This is a genomic window from Actinomyces qiguomingii, assembly GCF_004102025.1.
Lineage (GTDB): Bacteria > Actinomycetota > Actinomycetes > Actinomycetales > Actinomycetaceae > Actinomyces > Actinomyces qiguomingii.
Genome location: NZ_CP025228.1, coordinates 1 through 22,408, shown reverse-complemented (window position 1 = coordinate 22,408; position 22,408 = coordinate 1). Strand labels below are relative to the sequence as shown.

Annotated in this window: 19 protein-coding genes and 2 tRNA genes; 6 read left to right on the top strand and 15 right to left on the bottom strand. The window is 66.9% G+C overall.

Translation table 11 applies throughout. From position 1 onward, the window contains the following. The first annotated feature begins 12 nt into the window (after positions 1-12). Complete coding sequence (pknB, locus tag CWT10_RS00095; RefSeq protein WP_199176347.1) at positions 13-1,827, top strand: Stk1 family PASTA domain-containing Ser/Thr kinase; 1,815 nt, start codon at positions 13-15, stop codon at positions 1,825-1,827. Positions 1,828-1,997: 170 nt separating this feature from the next. Here the strand turns inward: pknB and CWT10_RS16675 are convergent, their stop codons facing one another. The 5 genes from CWT10_RS16675 to CWT10_RS00075 all read right to left on the bottom strand — a co-directional run bounded on the left by CWT10_RS16675 (position 1,998) and on the right by CWT10_RS00075 (position 5,183). After that, positions 1,998-2,153: a hypothetical protein gene (locus CWT10_RS16675; RefSeq protein WP_168190738.1), complete on the bottom strand. Its 156-nt coding sequence runs from the start codon at positions 2,151-2,153 to the stop codon at positions 1,998-2,000. Next, positions 2,153-2,923 carry a class E sortase gene (locus CWT10_RS00090; RefSeq protein WP_103063238.1) on the bottom strand — a complete coding sequence of 257 codons (771 nt, stop codon included), beginning with the start codon at positions 2,921-2,923 and terminating at the stop codon, positions 2,153-2,155. The genes CWT10_RS16675 and CWT10_RS00090 overlap by 1 nt, the downstream gene beginning before the upstream one ends. 11 nt (positions 2,924-2,934) lie before the next feature. Then, entirely contained in the window at positions 2,935-3,399 is a 465-nt protein-coding gene (locus tag CWT10_RS00085) for a cell division protein CrgA (RefSeq protein WP_103063237.1), read from the bottom strand. Positions 3,400-3,487: 88 nt separating this feature from the next. Then, complete coding sequence (locus CWT10_RS00080) at positions 3,488-4,348, bottom strand: aldo/keto reductase (RefSeq protein WP_103063236.1); 861 nt, start codon at positions 4,346-4,348, stop codon at positions 3,488-3,490. A 208-nt stretch (positions 4,349-4,556) separates the two neighbouring features. Continuing rightward, on the bottom strand, positions 4,557-5,183 hold the full coding sequence (locus tag CWT10_RS00075; RefSeq protein ID WP_103063235.1) for a hypothetical protein: 627 nt from the start codon (positions 5,181-5,183) through the stop codon (positions 4,557-4,559). Between the two features lie 158 nt (positions 5,184-5,341). Here CWT10_RS00075 and CWT10_RS00070 point away from each other — a divergent pair, with 158 nt between their 5' ends. Continuing rightward, positions 5,342-5,863, top strand: coding sequence for a peptidylprolyl isomerase (locus CWT10_RS00070; protein ID WP_103063302.1), 522 nt, complete (start codon positions 5,342-5,344; stop codon positions 5,861-5,863). Between the two features lie 47 nt (positions 5,864-5,910). Next, a complete protein-coding gene (locus CWT10_RS00065; protein ID WP_103063234.1) occupies positions 5,911-6,753 on the top strand; it encodes a rhomboid family intramembrane serine protease in 843 nt (280 codons plus the stop codon). Between the two features lie 1,490 nt (positions 6,754-8,243). On the opposite strand, the gene CWT10_RS00060 is transcribed toward CWT10_RS00065, so the two are convergent. The 6 genes from CWT10_RS00060 to gyrB form a co-directional block, all read right to left on the bottom strand. Continuing rightward, positions 8,244-8,316, bottom strand: a tRNA-Ala gene (locus CWT10_RS00060). A gap of 3 nt (positions 8,317-8,319) precedes the next feature. Next, the gene (locus tag CWT10_RS16980; protein WP_218937322.1) at positions 8,320-8,454 is read right to left on the bottom strand and encodes a DLW-39 family protein; all 135 of its coding nucleotides are present in this window, start codon (positions 8,452-8,454) and stop codon (positions 8,320-8,322) included. A gap of 29 nt (positions 8,455-8,483) precedes the next feature. Beyond that, positions 8,484-8,557 (bottom strand) — tRNA-Ile (locus tag CWT10_RS00055). A 50-nt stretch (positions 8,558-8,607) separates the two neighbouring features. Further along, the gene (locus CWT10_RS00050; protein ID WP_103063233.1) at positions 8,608-9,108 is read right to left on the bottom strand and encodes a DUF3566 domain-containing protein; all 501 of its coding nucleotides are present in this window, start codon (positions 9,106-9,108) and stop codon (positions 8,608-8,610) included. Then, complete coding sequence (gene gyrA / locus CWT10_RS00045; protein WP_103063232.1) at positions 9,105-11,759, bottom strand: DNA gyrase subunit A; 2,655 nt, start codon at positions 11,757-11,759, stop codon at positions 9,105-9,107. The genes CWT10_RS00050 and gyrA overlap by 4 nt, the downstream gene beginning before the upstream one ends. Positions 11,760-11,880: 121 nt before the next feature. Continuing rightward, positions 11,881-13,983 carry a DNA topoisomerase (ATP-hydrolyzing) subunit B gene (gene gyrB / locus CWT10_RS00040; protein ID WP_269843778.1) on the bottom strand — a complete coding sequence of 701 codons (2,103 nt, stop codon included), beginning with the start codon at positions 13,981-13,983 and terminating at the stop codon, positions 11,881-11,883. 310 nt (positions 13,984-14,293) lie between these two features. Between gyrB and CWT10_RS00035 the strand changes: the two genes are divergently transcribed. Genes CWT10_RS00035 through CWT10_RS00025 form a run of 3 tightly spaced genes read left to right on the top strand, consistent with a single transcriptional unit; the run spans position 14,294 to position 17,161 of the window. Beyond that, positions 14,294-14,926 (top strand): MptD family putative ECF transporter S component, encoded by a 633-nt coding sequence (locus CWT10_RS00035; RefSeq protein ID WP_103063231.1) that lies wholly within the window; start codon positions 14,294-14,296, stop codon positions 14,924-14,926. A gap of 1 nt (position 14,927) precedes the next feature. Then, positions 14,928-15,653, top strand: a complete 726-nt coding sequence (locus CWT10_RS00030; RefSeq protein ID WP_103063230.1) for an energy-coupling factor transporter transmembrane component T family protein — start codon at positions 14,928-14,930, stop codon at positions 15,651-15,653. Further along, complete coding sequence (locus tag CWT10_RS00025) at positions 15,650-17,161, top strand: ABC transporter ATP-binding protein (RefSeq protein ID WP_103063229.1); 1,512 nt, start codon at positions 15,650-15,652, stop codon at positions 17,159-17,161. The genes CWT10_RS00030 and CWT10_RS00025 overlap by 4 nt, the downstream gene beginning before the upstream one ends. A gap of 47 nt (positions 17,162-17,208) precedes the next feature. Here CWT10_RS00025 and CWT10_RS17150 read toward each other — a convergent pair whose 3' ends face one another. The 4 genes from CWT10_RS17150 to dnaA form a co-directional block, all read right to left on the bottom strand. Further along, the gene (locus tag CWT10_RS17150) at positions 17,209-17,886 is read right to left on the bottom strand and encodes a DciA family protein (RefSeq protein ID WP_244936759.1); all 678 of its coding nucleotides are present in this window, start codon (positions 17,884-17,886) and stop codon (positions 17,209-17,211) included. Next, complete coding sequence (gene recF / locus CWT10_RS00015) at positions 17,879-19,099, bottom strand: DNA replication/repair protein RecF (RefSeq protein WP_103063228.1); 1,221 nt, start codon at positions 19,097-19,099, stop codon at positions 17,879-17,881. Before recF ends, CWT10_RS17150 begins: the two co-directional genes overlap by 8 nt. Positions 19,100-19,154: 55 nt before the next feature. Then, positions 19,155-20,288 carry a DNA polymerase III subunit beta gene (gene dnaN, locus CWT10_RS00010; RefSeq protein WP_103063227.1) on the bottom strand — a complete coding sequence of 378 codons (1,134 nt, stop codon included), beginning with the start codon at positions 20,286-20,288 and terminating at the stop codon, positions 19,155-19,157. Between the two features lie 503 nt (positions 20,289-20,791). Continuing rightward, a complete protein-coding gene (gene dnaA, locus CWT10_RS00005; RefSeq protein ID WP_103063226.1) occupies positions 20,792-22,276 on the bottom strand; it encodes a chromosomal replication initiator protein DnaA in 1,485 nt (494 codons plus the stop codon). Positions 22,277-22,408: the final 132 nt, after the last annotated feature.

The window sequence follows — 22,408 nt, the reverse complement described above, 5'->3', positions numbered from 1 at the left end:
TCCCCTCAGCAGATGCTCGCTGGCCGCTATGAGCTCCGCGAGCTCATTGGCCGCGGCGGCATGGCGGAGGTTCACCTCGGCTATGACACGCGTCTGAGCCGGATCGTCGCCATTAAACTGCTGCGCTCGGACATCGCCGGCGATCCCACCTTCCAGGCCCGTTTCCGCCGGGAGGCCACATCGGCAGCCGCTTTGAACCACCCGGCGATTGTGGCCGTGTACGACTCCGGAGAGGAGGAGTTGACCCAGCCGGACGGCAGCCGCCGCGTGGTCCCCTTCATCGTCATGGAATACGTTGAGGGGCATACCGTGCGTGAGCTGCTCGGCGAAGGGGAGGCCGTGCCCATCGCCGAAGCCGTGGAGATCACCACCGGTGTGCTGGACGCCCTGGAGTACTCCCACCGCGCCGGCATCGTGCACCGTGACATCAAGCCCGGCAATATCATGCTCACCCAGGCCGGGGCCGTGAAGGTCATGGACTTCGGCATCGCCCGGGCCGTGGAGGACTCGGCCGCCACCGTCACTCAGACTCACGCCGTCGTCGGCACCGCCCAGTACCTGTCCCCGGAGCAGGCGCGCGGAGAGGTGGTTGACGCCCGTAGCGACCTGTACTCCACCGGCTGCCTGCTGTACGAGCTGCTCACCGGTCAACCGCCCTTCACCGGAGACTCGGCGGTAGCGATCGCCTATCAGCATGTGCGGGAGATCCCGAAGTCGCCGTCGTCCATTGCGGCGGACATCCCCGACTCCCTGGACCGGGTGGTGCTCAAGGCACTGGCCAAGAACCGGGACGACCGCTACCAGGACGCAGCCCATATGCGCGCCGATCTGCTGGCCGCGGCCCGTGGCCTGGATGTGGCGGCACCGGCCACCGACACCTGGGCGGCCACCACCGTACTCGCCTCCGAGGGCGAGTCCGCCGCGGTCACCTCCCCCGAGGAGGAGCAGGCCGGCCCGCAGGAGGAGGAGCAGCCCCGTCGCCGCTGGTGGCTGTTGGTGCTCATCCTCATCGCCCTGATCGCCCTGGGAACCCTTCTGGGTCTGTGGGCCTCCGGGATGCTGGAAGGCCCTTCACGGCCCACGCCGACGCCGTCGGCCACGGCGGTGGCCGTGCCGACCGTATCCGGCCTGAGCGAGTCCGAAGCCCGATCCGCCATTGAGGACCTGGGCCTGGTATACGCCAAGGGAGAGGACGTCAACTCAGACACGGTCGACGCCGGCCTGGCGGTGTCCACCGACCCCGGCGAGGGCACCTCGGTAATGCTGGGATCGACCGTCACCGTGCACTTCTCCTCCGGATCGGCCATGGTGGACGTGCCTGATGTGTCCGGGCAGTCCCAGGCCGATGCGCGCGCCGCAATAACCGAGGCCGGTCTGAGCGTGGGCGATGTGACCACCGAAGACTCCACCACGGTGCCCTCCGGCTCGGTCATTCGCACCGATCCGGTGGCTGGAACCCCGGTGGAGCGCGGATCGTCGGTGTCCCTGGTGATCTCCTCCGGCAAGACCACGGTGCCCAATGTGGTCGGCCTGACCCGGGATGAGGCGCAGTCGGCGATCACCGCGGCGGGCCTGAACTACAACAGCTCCACGGTGGAGGAGACCACCACCGAGCAGGAGCTGGACGATCAGTACATAGTCACCGCCGTCGACCCGGGCGAGGGCACCTCGATCGACACCGGCCAGTCGGTGACGCTGACCATCACCCACTACACCTATCGGGCACCGGCCACCTCCGCACCCACCCAGCAGCCGACGGCGCCCAATTCCTTCGGACCGATCGACGGTGGGGACGGAGACGATAACAACAACGACGACGAGGGCTGAGGATAGCCTCTCGAGAGGCCCTTCAGAGGCTCTCGAGAGGCCCTCGGCCCCTCGGCCTAAGGATGGAGCTCTTCCGGTTTGACGGTGTCTTCGCCGAGTTCGGTAGATATAACCATCGAGTTCGGTTGGTGAGGCCGGGGGGCCGGGGGAAGTGTCCGGATTAGACAGTGCTAGACGGTGGCCTCGCCGGACAGGTTCCACATCTCGTTGGCCCAGGGGAAGACGACCTCGAAAAGGAACAGCACCACCCCGGCCGCCAGAATCAGGGCCTCAATGGCGCGCAGCCATACCGGCCCGGGCAGGTGTCGCCAGATCCACCCGTACATCAGTTGACCCCCTCATCGTTCAGCACCGAGGCGGGGCGTCCCTCTGCGCGCTCCATCCAGTAGGTGAATTTGGCGTAGGTGATCCACCGGTGGTCATTGCCCCATTCACCAACCGTCAGGGAGTGGCAGGTGGTCATTGTGAGCATCCGCTCGGTGGGGGCCACGCCGGGCTCTCCGGGCACGGGGGCAATCACATCGACGTCGGTGGGTTCAACAATCTCATGACTGGTGACCGTGTACACGTACCACGTGTCCTTGGTGGCGACGATGATCTCATCGCCCTCCTCCAGCAGGTCAATGCGCCGGAAGGAATTGCCGTTGGTGCGGCGATGACCGGCGATGGCGAAGTTGCCGATGGCGCCCAGCTGCTGGGTGTCGGGGTAGTGCCCGGCGGCCGCCTGATCCAGCACGTCGGCGCCGATACCCTCCAGGACCGGCATATTGTTGTTGGTCACGCCGTACCACTTGGGAACCACCAGCATGCCGATCACCTCCCCGTAGCCGACGGGGGCCACCTCAGGCGGATCATCGTAGTGCTTGGTGCCCTCCACCTTCGGGGAGTCGACCTGCGTATCGGTGAAGGCGGTGGCCACCTCCGCCGCCTTGGCATTGGCATCGATTCCGGTCCACCACAGCTGCCAGGTCAGGAACAGGGCCACTACCAGCCCCGCGGTGATCAATAGTTCACCGATGCCGAACAAAAGCGCGTCGAATACGCGCCGGGGTCCCCGACGTCGCGCCGCTTGGTGTCTGGCCACCGTCGCCGCCATACTCGCACCGGCTACTTCCAGCGCAGCAGGCCGAGGAAGCCGACCAGCATGATCATGAAGCCGACATACAGGTTGCCGTTGACCAGCCAGTCGCTGGCATGGTTCTCCACGAAGTACGGCAGCGGGTAGGAGCCCTTGAACAAGTAGGTGACCACCACCCACAGCAGGCCGGTCACCAGAAAGGCAACCATCACCGGCGCATACCAGCGCGGCGACCCCTTCTCCTTGACTTTGCGGGGCACACGGGACACGCGGTTGGCAGCGGCCCGAGACTCCTCCATACGCTCCCGCTCCGCGGCGGCGCGCTTGGCCGGGTTCCCGGAGCGTTCCGGCCGTGACCGCCGGGCCTTGTTCTTGGCCCCGCTGCCGTCTTTGGACTTGTTGGACTTGTTGCCGGACTCATCCTTCGCCCTGGCTTTGCCGGCGGTCTTCTCGACGCTGCTGTCCGTGCTGTCCTGCGTCTGCGCCACGCGCATCTCCTCACTGGCCACCGGGCCACGACAGTGGCCCACGATTCACACCTGCTGCACCCTAGCCTATGGGATGGCCGGCTGCAGATCAGGCTCAGACCTGCACCAGATCAGGGTGGGAGCCGGTGCGCATGCCACGGTCCAGGGCGTCAAGGGCCGCCATCTGCGCCGTCGTCAATTCGAATCCGAAGACATCAGCGTTGGCGCGCATGCGCTCGGGGTGTGTGCTCTTGGGGATCACGACCAGGCCGTGCTGCAGGTGCCAGCGAACAATGACCTGCGCCGGGGTCACCTCCAGCTCGGCCGCGATCCTCCCGATTTCGGGGTCATCCAGCAACCGTCCGCGGCCCAGCGGCGACCAGGATTCGGTGACAATGCCGAGTTTTTCGTCTACGGCCCGCAGCTGATGCTGAATCAGGTAGGGATGCAGTTCAATCTGGTTGACGGCGGGGGTGACCCCGGTGGCGTCAATGATCGTGTGCAGGTGCTCGCTCTGATAGTTCGACACCCCGATGGCGCGAACCCGCCCGGAGTCCAGGATCTCAATCATGGTGCGCCAGGTGTCGACCAGGTCGATTCCCGGGGAGGCGGCGAGCGGCCAATGCACTAAGAACAGGTCCAGGACGTCCAGTTGCAGATCCCGCATGGTGGCGTCGAAACTGCGCAGGGCGTCATCACGACGATGGTTGGGGTTGTTGAGTTTAGAGGTAACCCATAGCTGTTGGCGGGCAATGCCGCAGGCCGCCAGAGCCCGGCCGACACCGGCCTCGTTTCCGTACATCTGCGCGGTGTCAATATGGCGGTAGCCGAGCTCCAAGGCGGCGGTGACGGCGCGCTCGGCCTCGGCGTCGGACACCTTATACGTGCCGAAGCCGAGCTGCGGCATGGTCACGACCTCGTTGCCCGCCGTGCCCCGGCGCAGGGACAGGCAGGGTGCGGCGATGGTTCTGTTCATGCACTCAGCCTAGCGATGCCGACGTGGTCAGGGCCACATTCTTCTGTCCCCGGTGCGGTGCGGCCGCGCAACCGTAGACACCCGGCCCACAGCAGGGTGTTGGATGCACGACGGCGCTTCGCATCCCACGGTGTGGGGCGCCGTCGTGCATCATTCCGCTCCGATGGGGCCGACCGGTTGGGGCCGACCGGTCCCGGCCCGGGCGATCCTATTCGGCCGCGGGCTCCTCGGCCGGTGCTGCGGGGGCATCGACCGGCTCCTGCGGAGCCTCGGAGACGACCGGTTCATCGGTGGAATCGGCCCAGTACTCCTCGGCCCACGGGTCTTCGATCGGCTGGCTGCGACGCCAGATGACGTAGGCGGCGCCCGCTGCGCAGCCGGCGACGGCCAGCCAGCAGAACGTCTTGAGGACAGGGTGCTTCTTCTTCACTGGTACCTCCGGGGTCAGTGCCGCCTGCTTTGCGGCGAGGGCGGCGCGCTGGGCGCGCTCGGTCAGCGTGCCCTCGGTGTTGACGGCCTCCTGGGCGGCGATCGCGGCGCGCTGGGCGGCGGGGACATACTCCTCGACAACCCGCGTGCGCGCCTCCTCGGCGGCGCGCTGGGCGGCGGGGACATACTCCTCAACGACCCGCGTGCGCGCCTCCTCAACGACCGGCTGGGCGCGCAGTTGCGCCTGCCTGGCTGCCTTGATGAACTCCTCCCGCGCCCTGCTGACACGCGGCGTCGCCCAGCCGACGGCACGCCCGGCCTGGGCGGCGATACTGTCCGCGAGCGTGGCGGCCTCCAGACGGGTCTGATCGCGCTCGATCTTCTTGCCTCGGAAATTGCAAACCATGTCGGTCTCCCTGCTCGGAACGATGAGGTTGTTCACCCAATGGTGGCACTGTAATGCAGCTCCCACCGCACATCCCGTGGGTGTTCTGCCTGGGGTGAACACCGGCTCCCAGGATCACCCGGGGTACACGTGGGACCATGGCGAACATGGAAGCGACCATTGATGCGACACTCCACACCACTCTCGGCGACATTCGGCTCGAGCTATACCCCGCCCAGGCGCCTGAGACCGTCTCGAACTTCGTTGGCCTGGCCACCGGCGAGAAGACCTGGACCGACCCGCGCACAGGCGAGCAGTCCAACGCCCCCCTGTATGAGGGCGTCGTCTTCCACCGGGTCATCCCCGGGTTCATGATTCAGGGCGGCGACCCCCTGGGCACCGGCACCGGGGGCCCCGGCTACGTATTCGATGATGAGATCGACCCCTCCCTGACCTTCACCGCCCCTTACGTCTTGGCCATGGCCAACGCCGGCCGACGACTGGGAAAGGGCACCAACGGTTCGCAGTTCTTCATCACCACCGCCCCCACCGAGTGGTTGCAGGGCAAGCACACGATTTTCGGCGCCGTAGCCGATGAGGCCTCCCGCAAGGTGGTTGACGCCATCTCTGCGGTGGCCACCGATCCACGTGACCGCCCCCTGGACGACGTCGTAATTACCTCCGTCACCGTGCGGCGGTGAGCTGGCGGTGAGCAGGTTCGGGCGGCCAGGCGTGGTAGGAGTGCTTCATGACTGAGGCGGACCCGCAGGTCGGCGCACCGCCGGTGTGTCCGCGTCATCCGGAACGGGTGGCCTACGTGCGCTGCCAGCGCTGCTCACGTCCGACATGCCCGGAGTGTCAGGTGCCCAGCGCCGTCGGCATCCACTGCGTGGACTGTGCGCGCAAGGCCAGTGCGAATCGTCGCGGCGTGCGCACCACACTGGGCGGCACCGCCAAGGCCGACGGAGCCCTGGTGACCAAGACCCTGATGGGTGTGTGCGTCGCCGTCTACCTGCTGCAGATGGTGTACCCGGTGGTCACCGTCTGGTTCGATTTCGTTCCCGCATTGGCTGCGGCGCAGCCCTGGCGCTTCCTGTCCACGGCCTTGTTGCACGGATCACCGCTACACCTGGCCATGAATATGTGGGCGCTGTGGCTGTCGGGTCATTCATTGGAGCCCCTGCTGGGGCGCTGGCGCTTCTTGGCTTTGGCCGTGCTCAGCGCACTGGGAGGATCCACCGCGATCTACTGGCTGTCCTCACCGGCTTCGTTCGCCTCATGGTACGCCGGCACCGTGGGCGCCTCGGGCGCCATCTTAGGACTGTTCGCGGCGGTCTTCGTGATCCTGCGCCGCTTCGGCCGGGACACCTCGACCATAGTGGGTTTACTGGTGATAAACCTGGTGATCTCCGTGGTGGGAGCGAACATCTCCTGGCAGGGGCATCTGGGAGGTTTCTTGACCGGGCTCGTGGTATCCGCCATCTACGCCTGGGCGCCACGTGAACGACAGACCGTGATCGGCGTGTGGGGGACCGTTGGTGTGGCGGTGTTCCTGGTGGCTCTGGCAGCCGTTCGCGCGCTCCTGGTCTGACTGCATCGCCCAGTGGGCTGCCAGTCCGGCTGCGGGCTTGAGTAGGCAGCCCCGGCCGGCGGCACCTCTTAGGGTCTTACGCCGTTCCTCGGCATTGCCATGCGGACGAATTGCGCCCCACGGCGTCTAGAGACGAATTCGTACGTCAGACCACCCCTCAAGTCGCCCACCGTATCCACATGCGTTCCCACGGTTACGGAATCTGGGGAAGTACACCCCTGTGATTCCTCCACACCTGTGGACACCTCTGGGGAAATACATCGATGTGGTTCTCCACAGGGTTGCGCACAGCTGGGGATGAACCGGCAGAAAGCGCGTATTCACGCTGAAAAACAGGTAATCCACAGCGTGGGGACATAACCGCTTCCCACCTGTGTATCTCCGAAGACGACGCCTGTGGACCAACCTGGGCCCCAGCCGTTCACCCTGTTGTGTGTGTGCGCCGTCGCGGCCGACGTCGGTGCGTTCCACCTCCAGGGTCACCTCCGCAACCGTGGCGGCGCCAACGCCGATCGCCGCCAGAACCAGCGCGGGGCCCGCCGTATCGAGCATTTGGCGTTGGCTTGGTGCTTAAGATTGGGGTTTTGGTTGGTATGGTGCGGCAAAGTCGGGGTAAGCATGATCTGAGAGGTTAACCGGCTCTTCGTGTTCGAGGCCGTGTTCGCCGAGTTCGGTCGACGTTACTGCCGAGTTCGGTAGATATGACGATCGAGTTCGGTTGCGGGGCTGTCGGGCCCGGGGGGAAGTGTCCAGATTCGGCACGAACGATGTTTCCCGGCTCTTCCGGTTTAGGGGTGTAGTAGGCGGGTGTGGGACCGGCCGGCTGCTGGCCGCGTACTTGGACCGCGCTTTTGCGGTTGGACCGTCTGAGAGTGCGTTTCAGGTGGTCCAACGGCAGCCAGGTGGTCCATCCGCAGCCAGACGGTCCGGGTGCGGGGGTGCTGACTCGGGCCGGTGGGGTTGCCTTGGACGCCGGCGCACCCAAGGTCAACGGTCAAGATGCCCTAGGCCGCGGACATCGCCGGCATGGCCGACAGCCAGGCCCAGCCTGGCAGCGGCCGGGCTGGGCTGCGGGCTGGGCCGGACTGTGGGCCGGGCCGGGCCAAGCGCCCGGCTGGGCCACGGGCCAGGTTCATCACCAAAGATGTCCCAGCCGCTCGCACGAGGGGGCCAGTCGGCAACCAGACGCCCTGGCCAGCTCACCACATCAGGACGGAAAGCCGGCGCCTGGGAGCCAAAGTGTCCAGATACGGCACGAACACCTCGCCCCTCCCAGCGCACGCCCTCAGATTCGTTGGAACCATGCGGACCTGGTGAGCGGCGTCGGGCGGGGGAACATCGTTCGTGCCGAATCTGGACACTTCCCCCCGGGCCCGCCAGCCCCGCAACCGAACTCGATCGTCATATCTACCGAACTCGATGGTAATGACGACCGAACTCGGCAGTAACGTCTGCCGAACTCGATGGTTATATCTACCGAACTCGGCGAGTGGAGCCAACGGGACTCGAACCCGTAACCCCCTGCTTGCAAAGCAGGTGCGCTACCAATTGCGCCATGGCCCCCGGTCATGCGACGGGGTCGGTGACCTCCGCCCAGGCGGCCCGCTCAGCCCGGCCCGCCTCCAGCTTCAGCCAGGCGGCGTAACCCACCGCCCCGAGGCATGAGAAAACCGCGGCAAGCAGGAACGACCGGCCCTTCATGAAGCCTCCTCACCTTCCACCGCGGACGGTGGGCCTAGCTGGACTTGAACCAGCGACCTCATCCTTATCAGGGATGCGCTCTAACCAACTGAGCTATAGGCCCTTGCGACGCGGAAGAGACTAACCCACCGAGCCGCCAGCAACCAAATGCGATCACTCGTCCGCGAGTGTGAGATGAACCCCACCGACCAGCGCCGCCGTGATGTTGTACAGGAACGCGCCAATGGTAGCCAGCGCCGTCGCCAGGATGATGTTTACCACTGCGATCACGGTGGCCATGGAGATGGCGCGGGAGAACTTCATGTACTCGATCAGCGCCGAGTAGGCGTTGTTGTTGGAGTCCATCACGGTGCCCACCAGGTCCTGGATCGTGGAGAACACGTGCATGGCGTCCAACATGAACCACACAAAGGCGGCAGCCACCACCAGCATGATGCCCGCGGCCACACTCAGCAGGAAGGAGGCCTTCATCACCGACCAGGGGTCGATGCGGGTCAGCGCCAACCTCACCCGGCGGGGGCCGGCGATGGTCTTGGCCGTCTTCTCGGGCTGCTTGGGGCTCTGCTGGCCCCCGGACGCAGCCGACACGGGCGCGCCCGCGGGGGACAGGGTCTGCCCGCCCGTGGCGGGCGGGAAGGACTCCGGCTGGCTCATGCCTGGACCTCACTCTCGTCGTCCTCAGACGATACCGCGTCAGTGCCCCCGCCCGCAGCGTCCATTCCGAAGTGATCCGCCTCGGCTTCCTCGGCTGCAAAATGGGCGGCATCTGCCGATGGGGCGGAATCGGACTGGCCGACCTGCTCCGCGAGCTCCTGTTCGGGGTTGCGGGCGACGGCGATGATCCGGTCGCCCGCATCGGGTTTGGCGAAGGTGACGCCGCGGGTATTGCGGCCGGTGCGGGAGACCTCGGCGACGGCGCTGCGCACCACCTTGCCGGAGGCCATGATGCACATCACTTCATCATTGGGGGCGGTGGTCAGGGCGCCGACAAGGTCGCCGCGCTCCTCCACCAGGTCGGCGACCTTCACGCCCAGGCCGCCGCGGCCCTTGACCGGGTAGTCGGTGGCCAGGGTGCGCTTGGCGTAGCCGCCCTCGGTGACGACGAACAGGTCGGCGTCCTCCCAGGCGGAATCCACCACATCCATGGCCAGCAGGGCGTCGCCGGTGCGGAAGCGCATGCCGGTCACGCCGCTGGTGGCGCGGCCGGTGGGACGCAGGGTGGCGTCATCGGCGGTGAAGCGCAGCGCCTGCCCGTGCCGGGAGACCAGCAGCAGGTCCTGCCCGTCGGACAACAGGGCTGCGGAGACCAGTTCATCGGGGTTGCCCTCGGCGTCCTCACGCAGGTTTATGGCGATCAGCCCGGCGGAGCGGTTGGAGTCGTACTCGGTCAGGCGGGTCTTCTTCACCAGGCCGCGGCGAGTGGCTAGCACCAGGTAGTCGGCCTGCTGGTAGTCGCCCAGCTCCATCACCTGGGCGATCTGCTCACCCGGCTGGAAGGCCAGGAGGTTCGCCACGTGCTGCCCCTTGGCGTCGCGGCCACCCTCCGGCAGCTCGTAGGCCTTGGCCCGGTAGACCCGGCCGAGGTTGGTGAAGAACAGCAGCCAGTTGTGGGTGGAGGTGACGAAGAAGTGGTCGACGACGTCGTCGTCGCGCAGGGCCGCTCCGCGCACGCCCTTGCCGCCGCGGTGCTGGGAGCGGTAGGCATCCGTGCGGGTGCGCTTGGCGTAACCGGAGCGGGTAATGGTGACCACCACCTCCTCCTCGGGGATCAGGTCCTCGGCACTCATCTCCCCGTCAAAGGGCAGGATCCTGGTGCGGCGCTCGTCACCGTACTTGTCGACGATTTCCGCCAGCTCCTCCGAGACGATGGCGCGCTGGCGGGCGGGATCGGCGATGATGTCCTTCAGGTCGGCCACGCGGGCGGTCAGTTCATCGGACTCCTGCTGGATCTTGAGCCGCTCCAGGGCCGCCAGGCGGCGCAGCTGCAGGGAGAGGATGGCCTCGGCCTGGGCCTCGTCGACGCCGAGCAACTCCATCAGCCCGATGCGGGCCTCATCGGTGGTGGGCGAACGACGGATCAGGGCGATCACGGCGTCCAGGGCGTCGATCGCCTTGAGCAGGCCCTCCAGGATGTGCAGCCGCTCCTCGGCCTTGCGCAGCCGGAACTTGGAGCGGCGCACAATCACGTCGATCTGGTGGCCCACCCAGTGGCGTACAAAGCCGTCCAGGGACAGGGTGCGTGGCACGCCGTCCACCAGGGCCAGCATGTTGGCGGGGAAGTTGTCCTGCAGCTGGGTGCGCTTGTACAGGTTGTTCAGCACCACTTTGGCCACCGCATCGCGCTTGAGCACGATCACCAGGCGTTGACCGGTGCGGCCGGAGGTCTCATCGCGGATGTCGGCGATGCCGGTGACCTGCCCGTCGCGCACCAGCTGGGCGATCTTGTCGGCCAGGTTGTCGGGGTTGACCTGGTAGGGCAGCTCGGTGACCACCAGGCACTGGCGGCCCTGGATCTCCTCGACGTTGACCACCGCCCGCTGGGTGATGGAGCCGCGGCCGGTACGGTAGGCGTCCTCAATACCGCGCCGCCCCAGAATGGTGGCGCCGGTGGGGAAGTCCGGTCCGGGGATGCGCTGGATCAGTGCCTCCAACAGCTCCTCCCGGGAGGCCTCGGGGTGATCCAGGAACCACTGGACGCCGGTGGCCACCTCGCGCAGGTTGTGCGGCGGGATGCGGGTGGCCATGCCCACCGCGATGCCCTCCGAGCCGTTGACGAGCAGATTGGGGAAACGTGCCGGCAGGATGACGGGTTCCTGGTTGCGGCCGTCGTAGTTGTCCTGGAAGTCGACGCTTTCCTCGTCGATGTCGCGGACCATCTCCATGGCCAGCGGCGCCATCTTGCACTCGGTGTAGCGGGGGGCGGCCGGCCCCAGATTGCCGGGGGTGCCGAAGTTGCCCTGCCCGGCCACCAGCGGGTAGCGCAGCGACCACCACTGCACCAGGCGGGCGAGTGCGTCGTAGATGGCGGCGTCGCCGTGGGGATGGTAGTTACCCATGACCTCGCCCACCACGCGGGAGGACTTGGAGAAGGAGGCATTGGGGCGGTAGCCGCCGTCGTACATGGCGTACAGGACGCGGCGGTGAACCGGCTTGAGCCCGTCACGCACATCAGGCAGGGCACGCCCGACGATCACGCTCATGGCGTAGTCGAGGTAGGAGCGCTGCATCTCCATCTGGAGGTCGACCGGGTGGATGCGGTCACCGGTCGGCTCCACGGCGGGCAGCTCGGTGGTCTCGTCGCTCACGGAATTCCTTTGCTGGTGGGGTACTGAAGTTCAGTGGTAGCGCGGTGCGCGGGCCGACGGCGAGCCGACAGGCACCGGGGCGGGCCCGGCATTTGTCAGTCGTTGGGAGCCCGCGGGCCGCCTAGATGTCCAGGAAGCGGACATCGGCGGCGTTGCGCTGGATGAAGGAGCGGCGCTGCTCGACGTCGTCCCCCATGAGGATGGAGAAGGTTTCGTCGGCGTCGGCGGCCTCATCCAGGGTGACCCGCTTGAGAATTCGGTTGGCCGGGTCCATGGTGGTCTCCCACAGCTCGTGGTCGTTCATCTCGCCCAGGCCCTTATAGCGTTGAATACCGCCCTCCTTGGGCAGGCGGCGCCCGGCCTCGGTTCCGGCCGCCAGCAGCTGGTCGCGTTCGGCGTCGGAGTAGGCGAACTCGTGCTCGGCGCCCACCCACTTCAGGCGGTACAGGGGCGGCATGGCGATATAGGTGTGGCCCTGCTCGATCAGGGGCCGCATGTAGCGGAACAGCAGGGTCAGCAGGAGGGTGGCGATGTGCTGGCCGTCGACGTCGGCGTCGGCCATGATGACGATCTTGCCGTAGCGCAGTTTGGAGATGTCGAAGTCCTCACCGATGCCGGTGCCGAAGGCGGTAATCAGGGAACGGATGGTGTCCGAGGACAGGGCCCGGTCCAGGCGGGCCTTCTCCACGTTCAGGATCTTGCCGCGGATCGGCATAATCGCCTGGTGCTCAGGGTCGCGCCCGCCGACGGCGGAGCCGCCGGCCGAGTCGCCCTCGACGATGAAGATCTCGCACTCCTCGGCGTTGCGGGAGGAGCAGTCGCGCAGCTTGCCGGGCATGGAGGCGGATTCCAGCACACCCTTGCGGCGGGTGGCCTCCCGCGCCTTGCGGGCGGCCAGGCGGGCGGCCGCGGCCTGGGTGGCCTTGGTCAGCACCGCCTTGGCGTCGGTGGGGTGGGAGTCCAGCCAGTCGCCGAGTCGGGCGTAGACGGTCTGCTGCACGAAGGTGCGGGCCTCGGTGTTGCCCAGCTTGGTCTTGGTCTGCCCCTCGAACTGCGGCTCGGTGAGTTTGACGGAGATGACGGCGGTCAGGCCCTCGCGGATGTCGTCACCGGTGAGGTTATCGTCCTTGTCTTTGATCAGGCCCTTCTCGCGCCCGTACTTGTTGACCAGGGTGGTCAGCGCCGTGCGGAAGCCCTCCTCGTGGGTGCCGCCCTCGGTGGTGTTGATGGTGTTGGCGTAGGTGTGTACGGACTCGGAGTAGGCCCCGGTCCACTGCATGGCGATCTCCAGGCTGATGGCGCGCCCCTCACCGAGATCCTGCTCAGCCTCGAAGTCGATGATCTCGGGGTGGATCAGCTCCACCTTCTTGGAGCGGTTGAGGAAGGCCACGTAGTCGCGCAGCCCGTGCTCATAGCAGTAGGTGACGGACCGGTGGCCCACCACCGGATCGTCGGCCGGACCGAGCTGGTCGCCGGTGATCTCATCCCCGGAGTCGGTCACGCCCTCACGCTCGTCGGTAAGGGTGATGCGCAGGCCCTTGTTCAGGAAGGCCATCTGCTGGAAGCGACGGCGCAGGGTCTCGTAATCGAAGTCAACGGTCTCGAAGATGGCCGGGTCCGGGTAGAAGGTCTGGGTGGTGCCGGTGGTGTCGGTCTCCTCGCCCTTGACCAGGGGGGTCAGTGCTCGGCCGCCGTCACCGAAGCTCATGCGCCACACGTGGCCCTGACGGCGCACCTCGGTGTCCACGCGGGTGGACAGGGCGTTGACCACGGAGATGCCGACTCCGTGCAGGCCGCCGGAGACGGCGTATCCGCCGCCACCGAACTTGCCGCCGGCGTGCAGGATGGTCATGACCACTTCGACGGTGGGCTTGTGCTCGGTGGGGTGTTCGTCCACGGGGATGCCACGGCCGTTGTCGACCACGCGCAGGCCGCCGTCGGCCTGAATGGTGACCTCGATGTGGTCGCAGTAGCCGGCCAGTGCCTCATCCACCGCGTTATCGACCACCTCGTATACCAGGTGGTGCAGACCCCGCTCACCGGTGGAGCCGATGTACATGCCGGGGCGCTTGCGCACGGCCTCAAGGCCCTCCAGGACGGTGATGTCTCCGGCGTCGTAGCCGTGCTCGGCGCGAGACTCCTCCGACGCACCCGCCTCCGCGGCGGCCGAGACGGCATTACCGGCGTCACCGCCGGCGGTCACAGGCTGATCCAGGTCAGACACGTGTCAGTTGCTCCTCTTCATGTGCGCCGGGCCTGCATTCCATGCGGTTACTCAGGCGCCGTCATCCGGGCATGGGATCCGGCGCGTGTAGGTGGGTACCTTGCGCATGGCCCTGGACGCACCATGGGCTATTACGTGCCGATTCTACCGTGGATCGGTTAATCGTCGGTCACGACGGCGCGGATGCTGGCGTGGGCAACGTCACCCGCGCGCGGAGTCCTCGCCGGCGGACGACACCCTGCCGCGGTATATGATAATGATGTTCTTATTCATATTAGGTATGGCTCCACTAAGCCTAGAAGGTTCGTCCATGTCCACCACCGCATCTGCTCCAAATGCCGACCTCGCCGCCTCAACCAGGCCGCGCTCCCTGACGCCCAGGGATCTGATCACGGTCGGTGTCTTCACGGCCCTGTACTTCGTGATCGGTTTCGCCTTCGGCTTCGTCGGCGTGCTGGGACCGGTGGCCCAGGCCGTCGGCATGATCGTCTCCGCCGCTGTCAACGGCATCGTCTTCTCCCTGTACATCACTCGCATCCGCAAGCCCGGCATGGTTCTGCTCACAGGGCTCATCGCCGCCCTGCTCATGGTGCTGACCGGTCACGCCTGGACCACCCTGGTGGCCGCCGTAGTCTTCTCCGGGATAGCGGAACTGATCCTGGCCCGCGGCCACTACCGCTCCGCTCGGGCCGCGATACTCGCCTACGCATTCTTCACGCTGTGGGTGATCGGGCCGATCGTGCCGATGTACTACCAGCGCGACGCCTACCTGGCCGACATCGCGGAACAGATGGGTGATGCGTACGCCGCCGCCTGGGAGACCGTGTTCTCGCCCGGTCCCTTCGCGGCGATTCTGGCGGTTATCTTCGTCAGTGCCTGCCTGGGCGGTCTCCTGGGGCAGAAGATGCTGCGCAAGCACTTCATCCGAGCCGGCATCGCTTGAGATGCAGCTACTGGCTCGGTCCCGCGCAACCGGACGGCTGCGACTTGATCCGCGCACCAAGTTGCTGCTGGTGTGCGTCATTAATGTGGCGGCGCTGACCCGGGTGGATCTGCTGGCGTCCCTGATGGCATTTGTCTGTGTGGCGGTCCTACTCGCATCCGCCGGCGCCTGGCGCATGCTCGGCGGCCTGGCGGGCCTGTTCGTGGCATGCCGGGTGGTGCGGCTGCTCGCCTCCGAGGTATTCGAAGGCGCCATCTGGTACACGTTGGGCGCGGTAGGTTTCTTCATCGGCAACTATCTGCCCGCCGTGGCCATCGGGGCGTACATCGTGCGCACCACCACGCCGTCCGAGCTGATCGAGGCACTGCGTCGTCTGCGCGCACCCGAAGCGCTAGTGATTCCCATGTCGGTGATGCTGCGGTTCTTCCCAACACTGGCTGAAGAGATGACCGCGGTGGTGCAAGCGGCCCGGCTGCGGCGGCTCCACTCGGGGCGTTGGGGGATCCTGCGCGAGCCGGTCCAGGCCATTGAGCACATCATGGTGCCACTGCTGGTCTCCTCCACACGCATCGGTGATGAGTTGGCGGCCTCCGCCCTGACGCGGGGCCTGGGCGGGAGTCGTCGACGCACCTCGATCGTTCAGCTGGACTTCGGTGCGGGGGACGTACTCGGCCTGGCCATGGCAGTACTGATAATGGGTGTCTTCATCGGGAGGCTTATCGGATGATTGACGTCGATCGGGTCTCCTTCGCCTACGGATCCTCGGACGGCGAGGTCTCGGACGCTCCAGGAGCGCTGGTCGCCGGACTGAACGACGTGGATATGCACATCGACGTCGGCGAGTGCGTGCTGCTGTGCGGGCCCAGTGGCTGCGGCAAGTCGACCCTGCTGAGGATGATCAACGGGCTGGTTCCGCACTTCCACTCCGGCCGGCTCACCGGTTCCGTGCAGGTGGATGGCCTCAACATCGCCACCACCTCGCTGCAAGTCGCGGGCCGCAAGGTGGCCACCGTCTTCCAAAACCCCCGCACCCAATTCTTCACCCCGCAGGTCCGCGATGAGATCGCCTTCGGCCCGGAGAACTTCGGTGTTGCACCGGACCTGATCCGCCACCGGGTGGCACAGGCGGCTCGGCGTACCGGAATCGAGGAACTGCTGGACGCCGATGTGTTCCGGCTGTCGGGTGGTCACAAGCAGCTGGTCGCATGTGCGGCCGCAATAGCGGCTCAACCGACGGTGCACCTGTTCGACGAGCCGACCTCGAACCTGTCCGCACCCTCGGTGGAGCGCCTGCGCCGTATCCTGCTGGACCTGCGGTCCGCCGGTGCCACGATGGTGATCGCCGAACACCGCCTCGCCTATCTCAACGGCGTCATCGATCGGGCCGTCATGCTCGACCACGGCCGTATCGTGCGACAGATGCCGGCCGCCGAGCTGTGGTCCCTGGACCAGGACGAGCGCAAGAAGCTGGGACTGCGCGCATTACACCGGCCTCCCCGCACACCTGCGGCCCAGATCCTCCATGCGCCGGCCACCGGCCATGCGGACGCTCCGGAGGCGGACCGGGCCACCGGGCACCGGCCCGATAACACCGGCACAAAGGTGGACGGCGTCGTCATGAACGGCCTGCGCTTGTCCTACGGCTCCCGGCAAGTACTCGACATTCCCCACCTGCATCTGCCCCGTGGCCGAGTTACGGCACTCGTAGGCCCCAACGGGGCCGGCAAGTCCACCCTTACCCGCATCCTGGTAGGACTGCGGCGCGCCCATGGAACCATCCTCCTGGATGGCAAGCCGGTGCGGGCACGGGAGCGCACCAGCCTCGGTTACATCGTCATGCAGGATGTACACCGCCAACTCTTCGGCTCCGATGTGCGCGAGGAGTTGACTCTGGGCGCATCTGCCGATTCCCCGCTCAACGGGACGGTCGAAGCGACCCTGGCGGAGCACGGGCTGGCCGACGTCGCCGAGCGCCATCCCATGTCCCTGTCTGGAGGGCAGAAGCAGCGGCTCGTCGTGGCCGCCGCGCAGATGATCGATAAGGAGATCTACGTATTCGACGAGCCCTCCTCCGGACTGGACTACCGGCATCTACAGTCCACGGCAAAGACGATTCGTCGACTGGCCAACGCCGGAAAGGTCGTCGTGGTGGTGACTCACGACGACGAGCTGCTGTCCGCCTGCGCCGACCGGATCATCGAATTACTGCCACTCACCCCCGAGGATCGAATGTGATCGGCTCGTCTGCAGCGACGCTCCCATAGGTATCCGGGCTGCGCCCTTCACCCGTAGGTGTCGCGGGGGCCCCGACCACCGCGGGCGGCGCCGAAGCGCCCATGGCGCCAGGAGGGTCCGGCCGGACCCAGGATGCGGATCTCGACGGCGCCTGCGCCCTCACCCAGAGCCTGTTCGACCTGCCGCTCAATGCCGGGCAGCAGCAGCCGCAGTTGCTGGGCCCAGGCGGTGGAAGAGGCCCGCAGCGTCAGGCGGCCCGGTTCGAAGCTCTCGATGACGGCGTGCTCGGCGATCTGCTCGCCGACGATCTCCCGCCAGCGCACGGACACCGACGCCATTGCCAGTTTGGAGGCCCAACCGTGCCGCTCGGCGTAGCGTCGCAGATCCTGCTTGCCGGTGCGCGGATCGAAACGGGTGGGGCCGGGCCGGTCACGGCCCGGGGGCAGCCCGGGGCCGCGATCCATATCGGAGGCATTGATGCCTTCGCCCTCGGTGTCCGTGCCGCCGCGACGACGCCGGTCCCAGGCGGCTACACCATCGGCGTCGGCCGCCTGCCGGTTCAGGGCGCGGCGGGTCTGTCCAGCATCCCAGGCGCGGGAACGTTCCCGCGCCAAGGCCCGAGCCGCCAATGCGTCGACCGACTCGGCCTCCGCCGACCTTCGCGGGGACGGCTCCGGGGATGCGTGCGGACGACCGGTGCCCGAGTCGGGGAGCGAGTCAGTCACGGCGCACCTGTGATCCGGTGGCGGTGTTGGTGACGTGGAAGCGTGCCCCGGAAAGCGCGGAGGGAAGATCCTCACCGACCGCGGCCGTGAGCAGCACCTGCTGGGCCTCGGCGGCGATCCCCGCCAGGGCCCGGCGGCGGCCCTCATCCAGGGAGGCGAAGACGTCGTCGAGGATGAGCACGGGCTCGCCATCGCCCCCGTAGGCGTCCACATCGTGGCGCAGCAATTCGTATGAGGCCAGCCGCAGCGCCAGCGCCAGGGACCACTGCTCGCCGTGAGAGGCGAAACCCTTGGCGGGCAGGGCATCCAGGAACAGGCTCAGATCGTCGCGGTGGGCACCCACCAGGTTGGCGCCCCGGTCGATCTCACGGGCATGCAGGGCGCCCATGGCCTCCTCCAGGCGGGCCGCCGTAGCCGAGGTATTGCGCAGCGACTCCTCGGCGGCAATGAAAACATCCTCGGCGGCGGGATCCGGTTCTGCCGCACCCTCATGCACCAGCAGGCTGGAACGGTAGGCGATGCGGGCGGCCGAACGGCCCTGGCTGACACGCCCATAGCTTTCAGCCACCCACGGGCGCAGCCGCTGCACCACGTCGATGCGGGCGGCGATCAGGCGGGCGGCCGCCGCGGCCAGTTGGGCATCCCACACCTCCAAAGTAGACAGCATGGAGGAGGTGGAGGCGCGGGCGGCGCGAGCCGACTTCAGTAGGCTGGCACGCTGGGCGAGGATCTTGTCGTGCTCGGCCCGCAGACTCGCCAGCGACGGCTTGAGGGTCACGGCCAGATCGTCCAGGAAGCGTCGACGCACGGTCGGCTGCTCGCGCACCAACGCCAAATCCTCCGGCGCGAAGACCACAGTGCGCAAAATCCCGAGCAGATCACGCGGACGCGTGGAGTTACGGTTCAGGCGCGCCCGATTGGCACGCCCCGAGATGAGCTCCAACTCCAACACGCTGGGGCGGTGACCGTGGACCACCTTGGCGCGGATCACGGCACCGGCTGGCTGTGGTTCACCGGAGGCGGCATAACGCACCAGTGCCGCGTCGGTGCCCACACGGTGGCTGGACAGGGTCGACAGGTAGGCGACCGCCTCCACCAGATTCGTCTTGCCCTGCCCATTGGACCCGACGAATGCGGTGGGTCCGGGCTCAAGGGCAAGGACGAGTTCGTGGAAGGAGCGGAAGTCGTCCAGTGCAAGGTCGGAGATATACATGACAGGTGTGACGCGGACGTCGCCCGCCGCCGTATCTCATGGATTCGGCGGCGTCTCAGGCGCCGAAGCGGATCGGCATGATCAGGTAGCGGAAAGAGGTGTCCTCCTCGCCGTCGATGGCACTCATGCCGGTCAGCACCGCGGGCTTGGAGGGGTGGGTGAAGTCGAAGCGCACATACGGCTGGGTGGTGGCGCCCAGGCCGTCCAGCAGGTAGGCGGGGTTGAAGGCCGTGGCGATGTCCTCCCCGTCCAGGTGGGCGACCAGCTGCTCGGAGGCCTGCGCGTCATCGCCCTGCCCGGCGTCCAGGGCCAGATTCCCGGCGGTGAAGGACATGTGGATGGGGGCGGCCCGGTCCGCGACCAGGCTGACGCGCCGCACGGCGGCCATGAGCTCCTCACGGCCCACGGTGGCGTGAATGGTGGTGCTTTCGGGGAACAGGCGCAGCACCGGCGGATAGTCGCCGTCGGTCAGCAGACTGGTGGTGCGACGCCCGCCGGCCTCAAAACCGATCAGGCTGGAGGCGGCCGAGTCGGCTTCGGTCAGGGCGACCGTCACATCCCCGGAGGAGGTCAGAGACTTGGCGACGTCGGATAAGGTGCGGGCCTTGAGCAGTGCCTGTGTGGCCAGTTCGGGGTCCTGCGGCTGCCAGGTCATCTCCCGCACCGCCAGCCGGTAGCGGTCGGTGGCCATCAGGGTCAGGCTGGGGCCGTTGACGTCGATCTGCACGCTTGTGAGCAGCGGCAGCGTCTCGTCGCGGGAGGCCGCGATAGATACCTGGGAGACGGCCTGGGCGAGGTCATGAGCGTCGACGGTGCCGGCTACACCCGGCATCTGCGGCAGGGCCGGATAGTCATCGGCGGCCATGGCCGCCAGGGAGAAGTGGGAGGCACCGCAGCTGACCGTCACCTTGGTGCCCTCGACCTCCAAATCAACGGGCTTGGAGGGCAGGGCCTTGGCGATGTCGGCCAGCAGCCTTCCGGAGACCAGCACCACACCCTCCTCCTCGACATCGGCCGCAACCTCACAGTGGGCGGAGACCTCGTAATCGAAGGAGGCCAGGATCAGTGAGGCTGCGGTCGCCTCTAGACGGACACCGGCGAGTACGGGCACCGGGGGGCGCGCCGGCACCGAGCGTGCGGTCCAAGTGACGGCGTCGGCGAGGACGTCGCGGTCGACCCTGAGCTTCATGAAGTGCCTCCTCGGCGGCCGGGAGCTCCCGGCATGTACGTGGTGTCGGTTTGCGGCCGAGTGTAGACGCTTGGGCTGCGGTAGCGCATCGCGGGATCGTCTGGGAGCCGGTGTCCAAGTGCGGGCGAGCAGATCGAGCGGTGAATGACAAGTCTGGTAGGGGTGGTAGGTGGTGTGGATCTTGGGGATAACCGGTGCTTATGGCGGCGCCTGGCTCCGGGCGCTTGTGGAATTACAGACTCGTAGTTCCGTGGAGCACGGGCTGTGCCGGTGGATTGTTGTAGTTCGCCCGCGGACGCGTCCCCAGGTGGCGATTCAGATTCCACACATCGGGGCTGTGGTTTCCACCGCCGCTCCGCAGCACGGTCCACATCCCGTCATGCCCCCTAGGCACAAACTTGCGTGCCTGGACGCCAGGGGGCGTCCCAGGTGCAGTACGGCACTGAGTCTGATCCCAAGTTGCGGGCCTGGACGCCCCGCGGCGTCCAGGCCATAGGGAGGCGTCAGCCAGCGGAGGACTGGGCCGCCTGCTTGATGCGGGCGGTCAGCTCGGCGACGTGGTTGTAGGTTTCGCGCCGCTCGGCCATCTGCGTGCGGATCTTCTTGTCAGCGCTCATGACCGTGGTGTGGTCCCGGCCGCCGAATTCACGCCCGATCTGCGGCAGGGACATGTCGGTCATCTCCCGACACAGGTACATGCCGATGTGGCGGGCGTGCACGATGGTGCGCGCCCGATTGGCCGAGCACAGATCGTCGATGCTGATGCCGAAGTAGTCCGCGGTCTGCGCCATGATCAGGGCGGGGGTGATCTCCTCGCTGGCCGGATCGGTGATGATGTCCTTGAGCACCAACTCGGCCAGGGTGCGGTCCACCGGCTGCTTGGTCAGAGACGCGAAGGCGGTCACGCGGATGAGGGCGCCCTCGAGCTCGCGGATATTGGTGGTGACCCGGCTGGCGATGTATTCCAGCACGTCCGCGGGCAGGTCCAATCCCTCCGCGCCGGCCTTGCGGGACAGGATCGCGGTGCGGGTCTCGAAGTCCGGGGGCTGGACATCGGCCAGAAGACCCCACTCGAAGCGCGAGCGCAACCTCTCCTCGAAGCCTCCCAGCGCCTTGGGCGGTTGGTCGGAGGTGAGCACCACCTGCTTGTTGGCGGTGTGCAGGGCGTTGAAAGTGTGGAAGAACTCTTCCAGCGTCTGCTCCTTGCCCTGGAGGAACTGGATGTCATCGACCAGGAGGATGTCGACCTCACGGTAGCGGCGCTTGAAGGCGTCCATGCGGCCGTCGGCCACCGAGGCGATGAAGTCGGAGACGAACTCCTCACTGGAGACGTACTTGACCCTTATGGAGGGGTACAGACGCCGGGCGTAGTGGCCGATGGCGTGCAGCAGGTGCGTTTTACCCAGCCCGGAGCCGCCATAGATGAACAGCGGGTTGTAGGCCTTTGCGGGTGCTTCGGCCACCGCAATGGCGGAGGCGTGCGGCAGCCGGTTGGACGAGCCGGTGACATAGGTGTCGAAGGTGTACTTGGGGTTCAGGTCCGAATCGGCATTGGGGGGCTCCGCCGTCGGGGAAGGCTGGCCGGCCATATAACCGGGGCTGGGGGTGGTTCCGGCGGGCGGAGCGGTTGCCGCCACCGCCGGGATGGGTGCCTCGGGGATCTGCTCGACGACGGGGCGGACCAGGCTGATGGCTGGAACATCGGCCCGGTTGGCTAGCACGGGCGCAGACGACTCCAAGGATGTGTCGACGATCACTTCGAAGGGGACTTCGTAGCCGGCGGCCCGGTGCAGTGCCTGGCTGATCAGCTCGCGTGAATTGTCAACCACACCCTTAGCGAATCCGGAGCCGACGATGAGCACGAGCGTGCCGTCCACATCGACGGCGTGGGTCGTGCGGATGATGGATAACTTGCCCTGGCCGAGCTCGGCCGAGGTGGCGAGGATCTCGAGGGCCGAGCGCCACTGTGTCGTCGCTTCGTCGGCCACGGCTCACTCCTGACTGACTGAAAACTGGTCGGACGGTTGGGGATGGACTTGCTGATGATCGTTCAGCCGGCTGGAAGTCGGCTGAACGGATGCGCTAGAAGAACGGTAACCGATCCCGCACACTGCGGTTGC